The sequence below is a fragment of the Acidimicrobiales bacterium genome, from assembly GCA_035316325.1.
Taxonomy (GTDB): Bacteria; Actinomycetota; Acidimicrobiia; order Acidimicrobiales; family VFJN01; genus DASXTK01.
On record DATHJB010000135.1, the window covers coordinates 1 to 16,313 of the forward strand.

General features: G+C 73.2%; 15 protein-coding genes. 5 read left to right on the forward strand and 10 right to left on the reverse strand.

The window, feature by feature from the left end:
• Positions 1–1,576: hypothetical protein (locus VK611_17720; protein HMG43173.1), on the forward strand; the 1,576-nt coding region annotated here is incomplete at its 5' end.
• Positions 1,577–1,605: 29 nt separating this feature from the next.
• Here VK611_17720 and VK611_17725 read toward each other — a convergent pair.
• The 6 genes from VK611_17725 to VK611_17750 form a co-directional block, all read right to left on the reverse strand.
• Positions 1,606–2,445 (reverse strand): polysaccharide deacetylase family protein, encoded by an 840-nt coding sequence (locus VK611_17725; GenBank protein HMG43174.1) that lies wholly within the window; start codon positions 2,443–2,445, stop codon positions 1,606–1,608.
• A 76-nt stretch (positions 2,446–2,521) separates the two neighbouring features.
• Complete coding sequence (locus tag VK611_17730) at positions 2,522–3,067, reverse strand: thermonuclease family protein (GenBank protein ID HMG43175.1); 546 nt, start codon at positions 3,065–3,067, stop codon at positions 2,522–2,524.
• 3 nt (positions 3,068–3,070) lie between these two features.
• Positions 3,071–4,249, reverse strand: coding sequence for a steroid 3-ketoacyl-CoA thiolase (locus VK611_17735; protein HMG43176.1), 1,179 nt, complete (start codon positions 4,247–4,249; stop codon positions 3,071–3,073).
• A gap of 53 nt (positions 4,250–4,302) precedes the next feature.
• Complete coding sequence (locus VK611_17740; GenBank protein ID HMG43177.1) at positions 4,303–4,584, reverse strand: GlsB/YeaQ/YmgE family stress response membrane protein; 282 nt, start codon at positions 4,582–4,584, stop codon at positions 4,303–4,305.
• Between the two features lie 78 nt (positions 4,585–4,662).
• Positions 4,663–4,872: a hypothetical protein gene (locus tag VK611_17745; protein ID HMG43178.1), complete on the reverse strand. Its 210-nt coding sequence runs from the start codon at positions 4,870–4,872 to the stop codon at positions 4,663–4,665.
• 100 nt (positions 4,873–4,972) lie between these two features.
• Entirely contained in the window at positions 4,973–6,361 is a 1,389-nt protein-coding gene (locus VK611_17750) for an amidase (GenBank protein HMG43179.1), read from the reverse strand.
• A gap of 19 nt (positions 6,362–6,380) precedes the next feature.
• On the opposite strand from VK611_17750, the gene VK611_17755 reads away from it, so the two are divergent.
• From VK611_17755 to VK611_17770, 4 genes are read left to right on the forward strand one after another with little or no spacing between them, the layout of a single operon-like run.
• Positions 6,381–7,181 carry a thioesterase family protein gene (locus tag VK611_17755; GenBank protein ID HMG43180.1) on the forward strand — a complete coding sequence of 267 codons (801 nt, stop codon included), beginning with the start codon at positions 6,381–6,383 and terminating at the stop codon, positions 7,179–7,181.
• A 35-nt stretch (positions 7,182–7,216) separates the two neighbouring features.
• Positions 7,217–7,822, forward strand: a complete 606-nt coding sequence (locus tag VK611_17760) for a hypothetical protein (GenBank protein HMG43181.1) — start codon at positions 7,217–7,219, stop codon at positions 7,820–7,822.
• Positions 7,822–8,301, forward strand: coding sequence for a hypothetical protein (locus VK611_17765; protein ID HMG43182.1), 480 nt, complete (start codon positions 7,822–7,824; stop codon positions 8,299–8,301). Before VK611_17760 ends, VK611_17765 begins: the two co-directional genes overlap by 1 nt.
• A 45-nt stretch (positions 8,302–8,346) precedes the next feature.
• On the forward strand, positions 8,347–9,318 hold the full coding sequence (locus VK611_17770; protein ID HMG43183.1) for an LLM class F420-dependent oxidoreductase: 972 nt from the start codon (positions 8,347–8,349) through the stop codon (positions 9,316–9,318).
• 73 nt (positions 9,319–9,391) lie between these two features.
• On the opposite strand, the gene VK611_17775 is transcribed toward VK611_17770, so the two are convergent.
• From VK611_17775 to VK611_17790, 4 genes are read right to left on the reverse strand one after another with little or no spacing between them, the layout of a single operon-like run.
• Positions 9,392–11,020, reverse strand: a complete 1,629-nt coding sequence (locus VK611_17775; GenBank protein ID HMG43184.1) for an allophanate hydrolase — start codon at positions 11,018–11,020, stop codon at positions 9,392–9,394.
• The gene (gene uca / locus VK611_17780; protein HMG43185.1) at positions 11,017–14,661 is read right to left on the reverse strand and encodes an urea carboxylase; all 3,645 of its coding nucleotides are present in this window, start codon (positions 14,659–14,661) and stop codon (positions 11,017–11,019) included. Before uca ends, VK611_17775 begins: the two co-directional genes overlap by 4 nt.
• A gap of 32 nt (positions 14,662–14,693) precedes the next feature.
• A complete protein-coding gene (locus tag VK611_17785; GenBank protein HMG43186.1) occupies positions 14,694–15,302 on the reverse strand; it encodes an urea amidolyase associated protein UAAP2 in 609 nt (202 codons plus the stop codon).
• Positions 15,299–16,189, reverse strand: a complete 891-nt coding sequence (locus VK611_17790; protein HMG43187.1) for an urea amidolyase associated protein UAAP1 — start codon at positions 16,187–16,189, stop codon at positions 15,299–15,301. The genes VK611_17785 and VK611_17790 overlap by 4 nt, the downstream gene beginning before the upstream one ends.
• Positions 16,190–16,313: the final 124 nt, after the last annotated feature.

The window sequence follows — 16,313 nt, forward strand, 5'->3', positions numbered from 1 at the left end:
CGCGCACCCCGGTCCGCTGCCCTTCTGGGTGGCGGCACCGCTCTACCGGTTGACGGGCGGCGACCCGCGGGCCCTGCTCTGGACGGCGGCGACGATCAACGTCGCCTCGATCGTCGGTGTTGCGGCCGTGGCGTGGCGGCGGGGCGGCTGGCCGCTGCTCGTCGGGGCGATGGTGCTGGTCGGGCTGGTGGTGCACGGCATCGGGGTCTGGCGGCTGGTCGACATGTGGAACCCGTTCGCGCCGCTGCTGCCGTTCATGCTGACGGTCTTCCTCGTGCTCGACGCCGGCCTCGGCCGGTCGCGCGCACTGGTCGAGGCGGCGGTCCCGGCATCGTTCGCCGCCCAGAGCCATCTGGCGTTCGTGTCGCTGCTGCTGATCCTGCTGGTGTGGCTGGTGCTGTGGCGCCGGTTCGGCGTGCCGGGGCAGGAGGGTTCGGAGGGTTCGGGGGGTTCGGACGACGAGCCGTGGCGCCGCCGTGTCGCCCAGGCCTCGGCAATCGTCGCGGTCCTGTGGGTGGCGCCGGTGCTCGACGCCCTGTTCGACCTGCACAACCCGGTCCAGATCGTGGACACGCTCTCCGACGGCGAGAACATGGGGATCAGCTACGCGTTCGGTCTCCTCAGCCGCTACGTCCGGCCCGACGGTCCGTGGATCGGCGGCCCGGAGCCCGAGGTGCTGGCGTCGGTGCAGGGCACGGGGGTCGCCTGGCTGTTCGTGGTGGTGGCCCTGCTGGTGGCCTGCCTCGTGTGGGGCCGGCGACAGTCGTGGTCCGACGTGGTGGCCTGGTCGTCGCTGACGCTGACCCTGCTCGTCGGCGCCATCCCGGCGATCGGCCAGTTCGAGTTCCCGGCCAACGCCTGGCTGACCCAGTGGATCAAAGTGGTGGGTGGCCTGGCCTGGTTCACCATCGCCTGGACGGTGTGGCGGACGGTCGAGTCCGCCGTCGCGGGGTCCCGGCTCCGCCGTCTCGCCCCGGTCGCCGCAGGGCTGGCGTTGGTGGTGGCTTCGGCGTCGTCCTGGAGGATCGCCGCGGGGGTGGACCCACCCCAGGCCTACGGCGGCACCCACCTGGCCGCGCTGCAGCGGGATCTGGAGGGTGAGCTGAGCCACGACGTCACGTACCGCCTGGAGGAACGGGGCGACGTCGGCCGCCAGATGGTCGGCGTCATGGCGTGGCTGGCCGACGAGGGGTACCGGGTGCGGACGTCCGACGGCGCCGACAGCCTCAAGTGGGGCCGCGCCCACCGCTGGTTGCCGGGCGACGGGTTCGACGTCGCCCTCACCCTGGCCGTCCATCAGCCGGGGGTGGCCGACGACCCCGTCGCCGCCTGCCGGTCGTCATCCGGCGTCGAGCTGCTCGCCGAGGTCGACGACATGACCCGAGCCGACCGCGCCCGGCTCGACGCTCTCCGCTTCCGCCGCGTCACGTCGCCCACCTCCACGTCCCCGTCCGACATCCGCCGAGCCGCCCGGCTGGAGGCCAAGAACTTCCGCGTCGCGCTCTTCGCCACCCCCGCCGACGATCCCGGCGACAACGACAACGACAACGGCAACGGTCCGACGCCGGGCTGCTGACGCCTCCACCGGGGCGGTGGGGCGGGGTGTCAGGTGCCGGTGTGTTGGATGTCGCGGAGTTGGCGGTAGCCGATCAGGACGACGCCGGCGCGGTCGAGCATGGCGCGGAGGGCACGGTCGCGGGTGACCAGGTCGTGGTCGTCGACGCGGTGGGCCCAGTCGGGGGTGCAGGCCCGGAGCTCGGGGGTGTCGATCGCCGGGTGCACCAGGATCTCGGTGACGCCGGGGCGGAGGTCCATCACCGCCCGCTCGACGGTGCGGCGGCTGCCGACCCCGCCGGCGATGAGCAGCAGGTGATCGGGGAAGACGACGCCTTCGTCGGCGGCGAGCTGCCGGAACGGGAAGCCGATGTTGCGCTCGGTCGACGCCCCCGACAGGCGCACGGGGAGCCCGAAGTCCACGGCGAGGTCGAGGTAGACGTCGAAGAACTCGGGCCGGAGCTGCATGGTGCCCATGTGGCTGTCGAGGTGGCTGACGTCGAAGCCCCACAGGATCGCCCGCTCCACCTGGGCCCGCAGCTCGCGGCGGACCTCGTCGAGGTCGGCGTGGTCCCAGATGTCCTCGAGGGTGCGGGGGAAGCCGCCGTCGCCGTCGAGCAGCGAGGGGGCGTGGGTGATCGGGCCCCAGCGGAAGTGGTCGAGCTCGGCGTTGAGCGTCAGGTGCACGCCGACGTCCTCGCCGCGGTAGCGGGCCGCGGCATCACGGGCCCAGGGGGCGGGGACCATGAGCGAGGCGCTGGTGGCGAGCCCGTCGCGCAGCGACTCGTAGGTGCCGACGTTCGCGGCGTGCGTCGAGCCGAGGTCGTCGCAGTTGACGATGAGCAGCCGGTCGTCGGGTCGGTATCCCAGTCGTTCGGCGAGCGTCACCACGGACGGCAATCTACCGGCCCCACCGTCGGCCCCCGGCCGGTAGCGGAACGGGGACGAACCGCCTCGGGCTCTGGGTTCAGAGGGGGACGTCGGGGCTGCCGCAGGCCGACCAGAGGCCGGACCTGGCGTTGCGGGCCTGTGCCTCGGCGGCTTCGAACTGCGGTTCGAAGGTGGTGTTCGGTCGGTAGGCCTTCGCTTCCGCGAAACCGGCGGCCACCAGGTCCTGGTTGACGAAGAGGCCGTCGCCGGCCCGGTAGAGGTAGCCGAGAAGCCGGTCGTAGCGGTCGCGGGGCTCGACGTCTCGCTCGACCCGCACCTCGGTGCCGGGCGGGACCAGGGCCGCCAGCCGGGCCGAGGCCTCCTTGCCGTAGCACTCGTTGGGCCGGTCGGTGGCCACGCTCTCCGGGGTGTCGATCCCGATCAGCCGCAGGTGCTCGTCGCTGCCACCCAGCCGCACCACCAGGGTGTCGCCGTCGATCACCTCGACGACCGACCCGCTGCCGGCTGCCTTCGACCCGTCACCGCCGGCTTCGCGCCCGCCGGTCCCGAAGCGGTAGACGCACACCACGGCAAGGACGACGACGAGCGCCGCGCCGGCGTACGTCGTCGTCGCCCTTGCCATCGGTCACGCTCGCTCGAAGATGGTCCCGGTGCCCAGCCCACCGCCGCAGCACATCGTGACCAGGGCGGTCGACCTGTCGGTGCGCTCCAGCTCGTGGAGCGCCTTGGTCATCAGCACCGCTCCCGTGCCGCCGAGCGGATGCCCCATGGCGATCGCCCCGCCGTTCGGGTTCGTGGTCTCCGGGTCGGCGTCGAGCTCGCGCTGCCAGGCGAGCACGACGGAGGCGAAGGCCTCGTTGATCTCCACCAGGTCGATGTCGGCGAGCGACATGCCCGTGCGGGCGAGCATGTGGCGGGTGGCGTCGATCGGGCCGGTGAGCATGAGCACCGGGTCGACCCCGACGAGGCAGGTGTCGAGCACCCGGGCCTTCGGCGTCAACCCCAGCGCCTTCGCCTTGTCGGCGGTGGTCAGCAGCACTGCGGCGGCACCGTCGCTGATCTGCGAGGACGTGCCGGCCGTGTGCACGCCGTCGGGCCGCGCCACCGGCTTGAGCCCGGCCAGCGCCTCCAGGGTGGTGTCCCGCAGGCCCTCGTCGCGGGCGATCGTGCGGGTGGCTCCGGTCGGCGTGCCCTCACCGTCGAGCTCGGGCGCCTCCACCGGCACCACCTGGGTGTCGAACCGCCGCTCGTCCCAGGCCCGGGCCGCCCGCTGCTGCGACTGGAGGCCGAACTCGTCGGTGTCGGAGCGGCTGATGCCCCACTTCGTGGCGATGCGCTCGGCGCCCTCGAACTGCGACGTGAACTCGTACTGCTCGAAGTACGTCTTCGGGATCGGCACCCCGAGACCGAGCTTCTTCGACGAGTTCGAGCCGATCGGCACCCGGGACATCACCTCGACCCCGCAGGCCACGGCCACGTCGACCACCCCGGCGGCGACCAGCGCCGTGGCCAGGTTGGTGGCCTGCTGCGACGAGCCGCACTGCGTGTCGACCGTGGTGGCGGCGACCGACTGGGGCAGCCCGGCCGCCAGCCAGGCCGTGCGGCCGATGTTGAAGGACTGCTCGCCCACCTGGCTCACGCAGCCGGTCACCACCTGACCGACCTCGGACGGGTCGATGCCCGATCGTTGGACCAGCTCGGTGAGCGCCGCGCCCAGCAGGTCGCCAGGATGCACCCCCGACAACCCGCCGCCGCGGCGCCCGACGGGCGTGCGTACGGCTTCGATGATGACGACGTCTGCCATCACCGCACAGTAGGTGGCACGTCTCGTGAACACCGCAGCGAGAGTGCTGGCAACTACCGGCGGCCCGACCGCCCGTTGCTGCCGCCACCGATGGCCTGCAGCACCAGCAGCAGCGCACAGGCGCCGACGAAGGCGACGGCGATCGACTGCCACTGGAAGTCGTCGAACGCCTCGGTGTCGTCGCCGGTGGCAAGCCGCCAGAGCGCTCCACCGATCAGCGCTCCGATGACGCCGACCACGATCGTGCCGAGACAGCCCTTCTTCTCGACGCCTGTCACCATGCGTGCCAGGCCACCAGCCAGGAGCCCGACGACCAACCAGCCGAGGATGTTCACGGCCGGCAACCGTATCGGCCGCGGTCCGCAGAATGGGGGAAGCGGTGGCGCCCCGACGGCGCAGGGAGCGGAACGGGCTCATGCCGCCGACCGCCGGAGCTCCGCCAGGAGGTGCGAGTGGGACGTGGGACGGGGTTTCGGCTGAGGGGGCCGCTCGGGGGCCGTGCGGCCGGCGATGAGGGCAGCGCGTGCCTGGGCAAGGCCCTTGCGGCCGACGGCCTTGGTCTGCTCGTTGAGGCGCCGACCGGACTTGTGGTCGTGGGGGAGGAGGTGGAGTTGGCGGTTCATGTGTCCATCCAACTCAGGGGGTGTGACAGTGAAGGGCCTGGCGGCCGGAGAAAGTCGGGAAATTCTCAAGAAACCCTGTGACCAGGGCGTTCGAGCCTCGCTACCGCGGAGCGCCGGGTGCCACCAGCGGCCACGGGCAGGTGCGCTCCAGGAGCAGCGCCAGGTCCAGGAGCAGCGCGTCCTCGTGGTGGCGGCCCATCACCTGCAGGCCCACCGGCAGGTCGTCCACCGGCGTGATCGGGATCGAGATCGACGGGTTGCCGACGACGTTGGCCGGGATCGTGAGGGCGCCGTTGTTCGCCGGCCCCACGTTCTCGGTGCCCACCCGGGTGTTCATCGTGACGTGCGCCGGGAAGGCGACATCGGGGTTCGTGGCGCAGAACACGAAGTCGACCTGGTCCAAAAGGTCGGCCATCCGCTCGTTCGCCTCGGTGCGCTGGGCCTCTACCCGCCCCGCCATCTCCAGGTCGTAGACCTGCCCGGCCAGCTCCACCCCGAACGCCATCTGCTCGGTGAGGTCGTCCTTGCAGGCGGGCCAGAGGTCGCCCAGCGTCCGGCGCAGCTGCGCCAGGTTGGCCATCGCCCACTCCAGGCCCAGGCCGGGCAGCTCCACCGGCACGTCCACCAGCACCAGGCCGGCATCCCGGGCCAAACCCTCGGCGGCCTCGACCACGGCGGCCTGCACCTCGTCCCGCACGATCGCGGAGCCGAGCGTCGGGGCGATCACCGCCCGCTTGCCCCGGAGGTCGTGGCTGCCCAGGTCACGCTCCCAGCCGTCGACCCGGGGCAGGCTGTAGGGGTCACGGGAGTCGAACCCCGAGCACACGTCGTACCAGCGGGCCACGTCACGCACCGAGCGGGCCAGGCAGCCCACCACCACGGTCATCGGCGCGATGTCGGTGTGCGGCCCCCGCGGGATGCGGCCGGCCGTGCCCTTCATCCCCACCAGCCCGCAGAACCCCGCCGGGATGCGGATGGAACCGCCGCCGTCGCCGCCACTGGCGATCGGCACCAGGCCACCGGCGACCGCGGCCGCCGACCCCGCCGACGACCCGCCCGTCGTCCGGCCCTGCTGCCAGGGGTTGTGGGTGATGCCGTGGGCCTTGGTGATGCTGATGTTGAGGCCGCCGAACTCGCTCGCCGTGGTCAACCCCACCTTGGCGACCCCCGCGCCCTCCAGCCGCTGCACCATCGTGCTGGTCTCGGTCGCCACCCGGTCGGCGAAGGCCAGGCTCGCCTCGGTCGACGGCCAGCCGGTCACCTTGTCGAGCTCCTTGACCCCGATCGGCACGCCCCCGAACGCCAGCGACACGTCGGCGGCGGCCGCCTCCGCCCGAACGCCCTCGTCGTCGGTGAAGCAGAAGGCGTTGAGATCGCTGGCCCCGATCGCCCCCAGAACGGCCTCGACCTCCTCCGACGGCGAGCGCTCTCCCGAGCGGAAGGCGTCGACCAACGAGCAGGCATCCCCCAACCAAGGCTTGTCCGTCATGGCCGTAGTCTGGCCCGAAATGGACCCCCGCGACTGGCTCGGACTGCAGGCCACCCACAACCCCATGCGCTTCGTGCTGCCGGTCGTGCCCGGCATCTCGACCGGCCAGGGGTTCCTCTTCGGCGGGTGCGCGCTCGGCGCCGCCATCGCCGCCATGGAGGATGCCACCGGGCGGCCCGTCATCTGGGCGACCGCGCAATACCTCTCCTACGCCCACGTCCCCGCCATGCTCGACGTCGACGTGACCATCGCCGTGGGGGGCAAGACCATCACCCAGGCCCGGGCGGTCGGCCACGTGGGCGAGACCGAGATCGTCACGGTCAACGCCGCGCTCGGCGCCCGCCACCTCGACGCCGAGGGCATCTGGGTGGACCCGCCCGACGTGCCGCGACCCGACCAGTGCCGTCACCGCTCGTTGCCCGACGACGACGTCGAGTCGATCAGGAAGCGCCTCGACGTGCGCCTGGCCCGCGCCCACGACTGGGACGACATCGAGGGCCAGCCGATGCCCGACGGCCGCTCCACGCTGTGGGCCCGCACCCCCGATGGCCTGGACCTCTCCTCGGGCGCCGGCCTGGCCGTCCTCGGCGACTACGTGCCGTTCGGCATCCGCCAGGCGCTGGGCCGCCCCGGCGGTGGCAACAGCCTCGACAACACCCTGCGGGTCTACCGGCTGGTGCCCACCGAGTGGGTGCTGCTCGACATCCGCATCCACGGCGTAGCCAACGGCATCGGCCACGGCGTCGTCCACCTCTGGTCCGAGGACGACACCCTCCTCGCCACCGCCAGCCAGTCCGCCATCGTCCGTGTCCACGAGTAGCAGTTGTTCATTAAACGTGCAATACTCATCGTTTGATGAAGAGGACTTGGTCGTCGCTCGCGCCGATCCTCCGGTCGGACGTGCAGGGGAGGATCTTCGCCGCGGTCATGATGGATCCCGACGCCGAGCACTCGCTGGCCGACCTGGCACGTCAGGCCGACACGTCCCACACGACCGCGCTGCGGGAGGTGGAGCGGGCCGAGACGACGGGCATCGTCACCACTCGACGGCTGGGGCAGAACCGGCTGGTCCGGGCCAACCCGACCCATCCCCTGTACGCGCCGCTGGCCCAGATCGTGCTGGCCTCGTTCGGTCCGCCGGTGGTCGTCGCCGACGTCCTGGCCGACGTCGAGGGCATCGAGGAGGCCTACATCTTCGGGTCGTGGGCGGCTCGCTACCTGGGGACACCCGGTCGCTGGCCGAACGACATCGACGTGCTCGTCGTCGGGCGGCCGGACCGTGACCAGCTCTACGACGCCGCCGAGCGGGCCGAGGCGCTCCTCGGGTTGCCCGTGCAGATGACCGTCCGCAGCCCGGCGCAGTGGGACGCGAAGGGCAAGGGCGAGGACTCCTTCGTGGCCGAGCTGCGGTCACGCCCCCTCCTCCAGATCGTCGGTCCAGATGAGGGCGAGGACGCCTGATGCCGGCCTGGCAGCGGGGCCGCCTCGCCGTCGAACGGATGCTCGAGAGCGGCGAGCTCGAGACGGTGGAGCCGTCCCTGCCGACCGCCGAGCGACTGTTGGCGGCCGCGACCGCGCACATCGCCCTGGCGGGCAAGGGTGTCGACGAGGACCCGGACGGCGCCTTCCAGCTCGGCTACGACGCGGCCCGCAAGTCGTGCGCGGCGCTCCTGGCCGTACAGGGCCTCCGGGCGACGACGCACGGCGGGCACGTCGCGGTCCAGGAGGCGGTACGGGACCAGTTCGCCGGCCCCAACGGCATGCCGGTGTTCGGTCGGTTGTCGCGCCTGCGCCGCCAGCGCAACGCCACCGAGTACCCGGACCCGGACAGTCCCACCGTCACCGCCGAGGACGCGGTGGCCTGCCTCGCCGTCGCCGGGGAGATGCTCGACGCCGCACGACGGTTGGTCGAGTCGGGGCAGCTCGGGCGCTGGGCCTGATGGGTGGATCGGGTGGGCGGGGGGATGGTGTGCCAGCATCCGGGCATGGAGCGCTTCGGCATGACCATCCCGTTCGACGGCGTGCCCCTCGGGGAGCAGCGTGACTGGATCGTGGAGCTGGCCGACCTCGGCTACACGGATGTGTGGTCGTCGGAGGCCAACGGCGCCGACGCCTTCACGCCCCTGACGCTGGCCTCGGTGTGGGCACCCAGCCTGCGCCTCGGCACCGCCATCGTGCCCGCCTACACCCGCGGCCCGGGTTGCCTGGCGCAGAGCGTCGGGTCGCTGGCGCAGGCCGCGCCGGGCCGCTTCGCCCTCGGCGTCGGCACCTCGTCCAACGTGATCGTCGAGGGCTGGAACGGCATCCCCTTCGAGCAGCCCTACCAGCGCACCCGTGACGTCGTCCGCTTCCTGCGGGCCGCGCTCGCCGGCGGCAAGGTGACGGAGGAGTACGAGACCTTCAAGGTGCGCGGCTTCCGCCTCGGCGTGGTCCCGCCGGAGCCCGTCCCGATCCTGGTGGCGGCGCTGCGCGAGGGCATGCTGCGGCTGGCCGGGCGGGAGGGCGACGGGGCCATCGTCAACTGGCTCTCGGCCGACGACGTGGCCACCGTGGCGCCGATCGTCCACGCCGCCGCACCCGAGGGCGCCGCACCACGGGAGGTCGTGGCCAGGATCTTCGTCGCCCCGACCGACGACGCCGACACCGTCCGCTCGATGGGCCGCTTCGCCATCGCCGCCTACCTCAACGTCCCCGTGTACGCGGCGTTCCACCAGTGGCTGGGCCGGGAGGACGTCCTCGGCGACATGTGGCGGCTGTGGAAGGAGGGCGACCGCAAGGCCGCGCTCGAGGCGATCCCCGACCAGGTGGTCGACGACCTCATCGTGTGGGGCAAGCCCGAGGCCTGCCGGGAGCACATCCAGCGCTACGTCGACAACGGGATCACCACCCCGGCCCTGGCGCTGCTGCCCTTCGGCTACGACCAGCGCCAGGCCATCCGCGACCTCGCCCCCCGCTGAAATTGCGTCGATCAGCCCGCTCTATGCGGGTTTTCGAACGCAATTTGCCGAGGTTGCCGGAGTGGCCGGGTGGCTACCGGGAGAGCCAGGACCGCCAGGAGGCGTGGGCGGTGATGTCCTCGGCCGTGGTGAGGGCGGCGGGCTCGCACAGGAACCCCTTCACGACGCTCCCGTCCTCCAGCTCGACGCTGCCGATCGACAGCGGCGGCGGCACCTCGGCCACGAACGACCCGAACGCCTCGACGTCGAGCGACCACACCTCGGCCTCGACCGCCGCCCCGACCACGCCCGAGGCCACCCGCACCATGCCGGGCTTGGGTGGCACGGTGTCGAGGGCGAACAGCCGGTAGGCGGGGCCGGTGCGGGTGGTCCGCTCCAGGTAGGCGGCCCGGTCGGTGAGCTGGTGGTTGAGCGGGAGGCCCGTGAGGTGGGCGCCGACGACCGCCAGTGACACCCGGGGCCGGGCGATCCGGGCGGCGATGGCGGCGACCGCGGCGTCCGCTCCCGAGGGACCGACGACGGTCACGCTCCCGGGGAGCCCGTCGGGTCGGGTGCCGGCGGGGACCGACACCGCGCACAGGTCGAGCAGGTTGACGCCGTTGGTCCAGCGCCCGAGGGCGGTGTTGGCGCCGACCGGGTCGGCCTCGACGGCGGCCAGCGTGGGGATGTCGGGGACCGTGGGGAGGACGAGGGCGTCGACGTCGTCCCACACCGGGGCGAAGGCCCGGGCCCGGTCGGCCACCCGGTGCTGGGCGGCGAACACCTCGGCCGCGGTTGCGGCCAGGCCGCGCTCGACCACCTGACGGACGACAGGGTGGATCGCGTCGGGGTCCTCGGCCAGCAACGGACCGATCGTGGTCAGCCGCTCGGCGACCAGGGCGGGGCCGTACAGCAGCTCGCCGGCCTCCAGGAACGGCGTCAGGTCGACCTCGACGGCCTCCGACCCGAGCGCGGTCACGGCCTGGGCGAAGGCCGCGGCCTGGACCGGGGCGAGGCCCCAGGAGTCGGCCGGGGGGACGCCGAGCCGAGGGGTCGACGAACCGGGCGAGGTCGTCGTGACCGCGGAGAGGACAGAGAGGACCGACGCCGCGTCGGCGACCGTGCGGGTGAAGATCGAGACGCAGTCGATCGAGCGGCAGGCAGGGACGACCCCGTCGATGCTGACCAGGCCCCGGGAGGGCTTGAGCCCGACGATGCCGTTGCACGCGGCCGGCACCCGGCCCGACCCCGCGGTGTCGGTACCCAGGGCGAAGCGCACCACGCCCTCCGCGACGGCCACCGCCGACCCCGAGCTCGACCCGCCCGAGATCGACGCGGGGTCGAGCACGCTGTGGCACACCCCGTACGGCGACCGGGTGCCCACCAGGCCGGTGGCGAACTGGTCGAGGTTGGTCTTGCCGATCAGCACCGCCCCCGCGTCGAGCAACCGTTGGACGGCGGGCGCCGTCGTCGAGGCGACGTAGGCGAACGCCGGGCAGGCCGCGGTGGTGGTCATGCCGGCGACGTCGATGTTGTCCTTGACCGCGAACGTCGTGCCCCACAGGGGACGACCCCGCGGCCCCTCGTCCTCCAGCGCCCGGGCCCGGGCCCGCGCGTCCTCGACCGGCACCACGCAGATCCACGCCGCCTCCTGCCCGGCCGCCATCCGCGAGTACGCCTCGGCGACCGCCTCCGTCGGCGTCGGCGAGGGGCTCACGCTCATCGGGGCATCACCACCGCCAGGATCCGGCCCGGGGCCACCAGCTCGCCGGGCTCGCACGCCAGCCGGACCACCGTCGCCGCCTCGGGCGCCCGCAGCACGGTCTCGGTCTTCATCGCCTCCAGCACCACCATCGTGTCGCCGGCCTCCAGGCGGTCGCCCTCCTTCACGGCCACCGACCACACCCGCGCCGCCAACGGCGCCGTGACCGCCCACGCCCCGTCGGGCACCTCCACCTCGGGCCCCGCAGCCGGCGCCTCCAGCATGCTCCGCTCGATCGCGTCGGCCGCCGCCAGCTCGCCCCGCGCCTCCCAGGCCTCCCGCTCGGCGCCGAACGCGGCCCGCTGGTGGGCCCCGAAGGCGGCGATGCCCTCGGCCTCTGCGGCCAGGAAGCCGTGGTGCTCGGCGATCGACAAGGTGCCGTCGGTGATCTCCGGCGACCAGCGCCCGGCGTCGCGCTCGGCCCGTAGCTCCAGCAGCTCGTCGGCCTCCACCGGGTAGAAGCGCAGCCGGTCGAAGAACCGCAGCAGCCAGGGCGTCTCCCCCTCGGCCGGCCAGCGACGCCACATCTGGGTGGTGCGGCCGATGAACTGGTAGCCGCCCGGCCCCTCCATCCCGTAGACGCACAGGTACGCGCCGCCGATGCCGACGGCGTTCTCCGGCGTCCAGGTGCGGGCCGGGTTGTACTTGGTGGTGACCAGGCGGTGCCGCGGGTCGAGCGGCGTGGCGACCGGGGCGCCCAGGTAGACGTCGCCCAGGCCGTAGACCACGTAGTCGGCGGCGAACGCGATGGCCCGCACGTCGTCGATCGAGTCGAGCCCGTTGACCCGCCGGATGAACTCCAGGTTGCTGGGGCACCAGGGCGCGTCGGGTCGCACCGAGCGCATGTAGATGTCGATGGCCTTGCGCACGGCGGGGTCGTCCCACGACAGCGGCAGGTGGACCACCCGGCTGGGCAGCACCACGTCGTCGACGCCGGGCAGCTCGCTATCGGCCCGCCTGACCAGGTCGATGGCCTGCTCGACGGTGAGGTCGTGCCCGTCCACCTGCACCTGCAGCGAGCGGATCCCCGGCGTCAGGTCGACCACACCGGCGACCTGCTCGGCGGCGAACCAGGCGGCCAGCTGGTGGACGCGCACCCGCAAGTCGAGGTCGAGCACGGGCAGCCCGACCTCGACCAGCAGGTGGCGGTCGCCGCTGCGTCGGAAGGTGAGCGGGGGCCGGGCGGTCGGCTCCGTCCGACCGAGGACGGTCACTGCCGGGCCGGTCCGTCGAGCGAGGGCAGGGAGGGGTTCGATCCCCGCGGCGCCGCCCGCCGGCGCCGCGAGGATCGCGTCCTGAGCCCTCCGTCCCGCCTCGGCCGCTGCGACCGTCACGGGCACGAGGCGCACCTTGTCGCCCGCCCGGAGCTGGCCGATCTTCCACAGGTCGGCGTCGACGACCGTGGCGGGACACACGAAGCCGCCGAGGCTGGGGCCGTCGGGGCCGAGGATGACCGGCATGTCGCCGGTGAAGTCGACGGTGCCGACGGCGTAGGCGTTGTCGTGGATGTTCGACGGGTGCAGCCCGGCCTCGCCGCCGTCGGGTCGGGCCCACGACAGCCGCGGCCCCACCAGCCGCACGCCGGTCCGCGCCGAGTTGTAGTGGACCTCCCAGTCGGTGCCGTACAGCAGCTCGACGTCGTCGTCGGTGAGGTACTCGGGTGCGGCGTGGGGACCGTCGAGCACCGCCAGCGACCAGCGGTCGGTCAGCTCGGGGGCCACCTCCGCCGGGAGTCCCGCGGCAACGACAGGGGCGACGGGCTCCGGGTCGATCCGCAGCAGGTCGCCCGGCTGCAGCTCCCGTCCGGCCAGGCCGCCGAAGCCCCCCAGGTCGAACGTGGTGCGGCTGCCCAGCACCTCCGGGACGGCCAGCCCGCCCCGCACGGTCAGGTACGCCCGCGCCCCGGCACCGACGATGCGACCCAACCGCAGCGTCGCGCCGGCCGGCACCTCGATCGGCCGAAACTGCGACAGAACCGGCCCGTTTCGGGCGTCTCCTGTCGCAACTTCGAGCTGGGCCGACATGTCGGCACCCATGAGGCAGACGACGGCCGGGCGGTGGAACAGCAGGGTCGGGCCGGCGACGGAGCACTCCAGGCCGGCGGCATCCGGCCGGTTGCCGAGCAGCTGGTTGCCCAGGCGGAACGACCAGTCGTCCATCGGCCCGCTGGGCGGCACCCCGACCGACCAGTAGCCCCGCCGTCCGGGGTACGACACGACCAGCGACCGCCCGCCCGACTCGCTCCCGGTCGCCCCCACCTCGACCGCGTAGGGACGAAAGGGCAGGTCGGCCAGCAGCGCCGTGGTGGCACGCCCCGCCACGAACCGCGGATCGGCGAGGATCGCCTGCAGGTGCTCGACGTTGGTCTCGATGCCGTCGAGCTGCAGCTCCGCCAGCGCCCCGTCGAGCCGGGCCAGCGCCGCCGAGCGATCCGGGCCGTGCGCGAGCACCTTCAGCAGCAGCGGGTCGTACCAGGGAGTGACCTCGGTGCCCGCCTCCACCCACCCGTCGCAGCGCACGCCGTCACCCGACGGGAGCCGCACGTGGGTCAGTCGACCCGGGCTGGGCTGGAACTCCCGGGCCGGGTTCTCGGCGTACACCCGGGCCTCGACGGCGTGCCCGGTCCCGACCGGCACCGGCGACGAGAACATCCCCCGGTCGCCGGCGGCTAGCCGCACCATCCACGCCACCAGGTCGACGTCGTGGGTCAGCTCGGTCACGCCGTGCTCCACCTGCAGCCGGGTGTTCACCTCCAGGAAGTGGTGCTCCCCGGAGTCGGCGTCGACCACGAACTCCACGGTCCCGGCCGACCGGTAGCCGACCGCGGCGGCCAGCGCCCGGGCATCGGCCACCAGCGCCGCCCGCGTCGCCGGCGCCAGCCCGACGGCGGGCGTCTCTTCCACCACCTTCTGGTTGCGCCGCTGCACCGAGCAGTCCCGCTCGCCCAACGTCAGCACCGCGCCCTGCCCGTCGCCGAACACCTGCACCTCGACGTGGCGGGCCCGGGGCAGGAACCGCTCCAGGTACACGTCGGCCGACCCGAAGTTGGCGGACGCGAGGTGCGTCACCTGGTCGAACGCGGCCTCCAGATCGTCCGCCGAACGGCACACCCGCAGCCCGATGCCGCCCCCACCGGCGCTCGACTTCAGCATCACCGGGTAGCCGATCGACTCCGCCGCCTCCACCGCCGCCGAGACCGACGCCAGCAGCTCCGTCCCCGGCAGCAGCGGCACGCCCACCGACCGGGCGACCTCCCGGGCCAGGTGCTTCTCCCCGAACTGCCGCAGCTGGTCCGGCGTCGGTCCGACGAACGCGACCCCCGCGGCCTCGGCCAGCTCGGCGAAGTCGGCCCGCTCCGACAGGAACCCGTAGCCCGGGTGGATGGCACCGGCGCCCGTCGCCACCGCCGCGTCGACGATGCGCGCCGCCTGCAGGTACGAGTCGTCGGCCGCCGCCGGCCCGAGCCGCACCGCCTGGTCGGCCATGCGCACGTGGGCCGCGCCCCGGTCGGCGTCGGAGTGGACGGCCACCGCCTCGCAGCCCAGGTCGTGCAGCGTGCGGATGATGCGACAGGCGATCTCCCCCCGGTTCGCCACCAACACCCGCTCGAACGGCGGCAATGGGCGGCGCCCGCTCAACGAGACACCACGACCCGGATCGGGGTGGGGTTGAAGTCGTTGCAGGGGTTGTTGATCTGCGGGCAGTTGGAGACGGCGACGAGCACGGGTCGCTCGGCCCGCAGCTCCACGTACTTCCCGGGTGCGGAGAGCCCGTCGACGATGCCGAGCGAACCGTCGGCCTCCACCGGCACGTTCATGAACCAGTTGACGTTGCTGACCATGTCGCGCTTGCCCCGCCCGTAGGGCGCCAGGGCGGTGAGGAAGTTGTCGATGCAGGCGTGCTGGTGCTTGGTGTGGTGCCCGTAGCGCACGGTGTTCGACTCGCACGAGCAGGCGCCGCCGATGGTGTCGTGGCGCCCCACGACGTCGTCGACGACCGTGAGCAGCGGTTCTCCCTCGCCGTCGCGCAGCACGGAGCCGGTGGTGAGGAAGATGTTGCGCTGGGCGGCGATGGTGACCGAGGCGTCGTACCGCAGGTCGGGATCGACGGCGTCGTAGACGATGAAGTCGACGGCCTGGTTGCCTTCGAGGTCGACGATGCGCAGGGTGTCGCCGGTCTCCAGGCGACGCGACCACGGCGCCCGGGCGGGCACGACCTCGTCGAGGATCACCGAGCCGGTCACGGTGCCACCGCCCCGCTGGCGGCGCCGGACGACGAGAGCGTGAGCAGCACGTCGTCGGTGTTCTCGAACGCCCGCTGCGCCTCGGGTGACGCGGTGCGGGCGGGGTGGTCGGGGCCGGCCGCCGCCCCCGACCACCCCGTGAGCCGCACCTCGCCGCCCGTGTACGCCGGCCGCTCGTCGAGCGGGTGGGGCGTGACGGCGACGGTGACCAGCACGTCGAGCTCGGCGCGCAGGGTGAGGTGCGCACCCGGCGGCCCCGAGGGGGTCAACGCCAGCCCGCCGTCGGCGTCGACCCGCACGGAGCGGAACAGGTTGGCGCTGGGGGGCAGGTCGCGCCGGGTGAGCCCGTGCTTGGCCAGCCCCAGCAGCAGCCGGTCGCGCCCGCTGGGCGTGGGGGAGTGGTTGCCGCTCCCGCCGTACCGCTCCGCGACGGCCCGCCGGGTCGACGCGCCGCACAGCAGGTCGAGCGCCCCCGTGCTGTCCGGCAGGATCGAGCACAGGACCCGCCCCATGTCGGACAGCAGCAGCGCCCCCGCCCCCAGGTAGGCGTTCCACTGGAGCTTGACGGTGTCGGCCACGTTGAGGCGCTCGATCGGCCGGGCCGCGTGGTGGAGCACCAGGTTGACGTTGGTGTCGCCGTCGACATCCGTGAGCTGCAGGTGCGTGCCCCGCCGGATCACCCGGCTGGCGTAGCCGCCCAGCGCCAGCGTCTCGTCCCACACGACGGAGGACGCCTCGACGCCGGGCGGCAGGTCGGTGGCGGTCGACGCCGGGATGGTCGGCTGCGTGGTCATCGCGGCCGCCGCGGCGCTGGCGGCCTGGGCCCGGGCGTGGTCCCGGGCTCCGAGCACGGTGCCCGTTCCGCTGTCCGACGTCGGCGTGTCCATCCAGCCCCCAGCCTCGTTCAGGTTTTCTACTGACATTCGGAAACCCGTCCGAGGATGGCCCTGCGAGGACGCCTCGTCAACGTCCCGCGTCGAGTTTTCACACCGCGGAAACGTGCGCCACCGA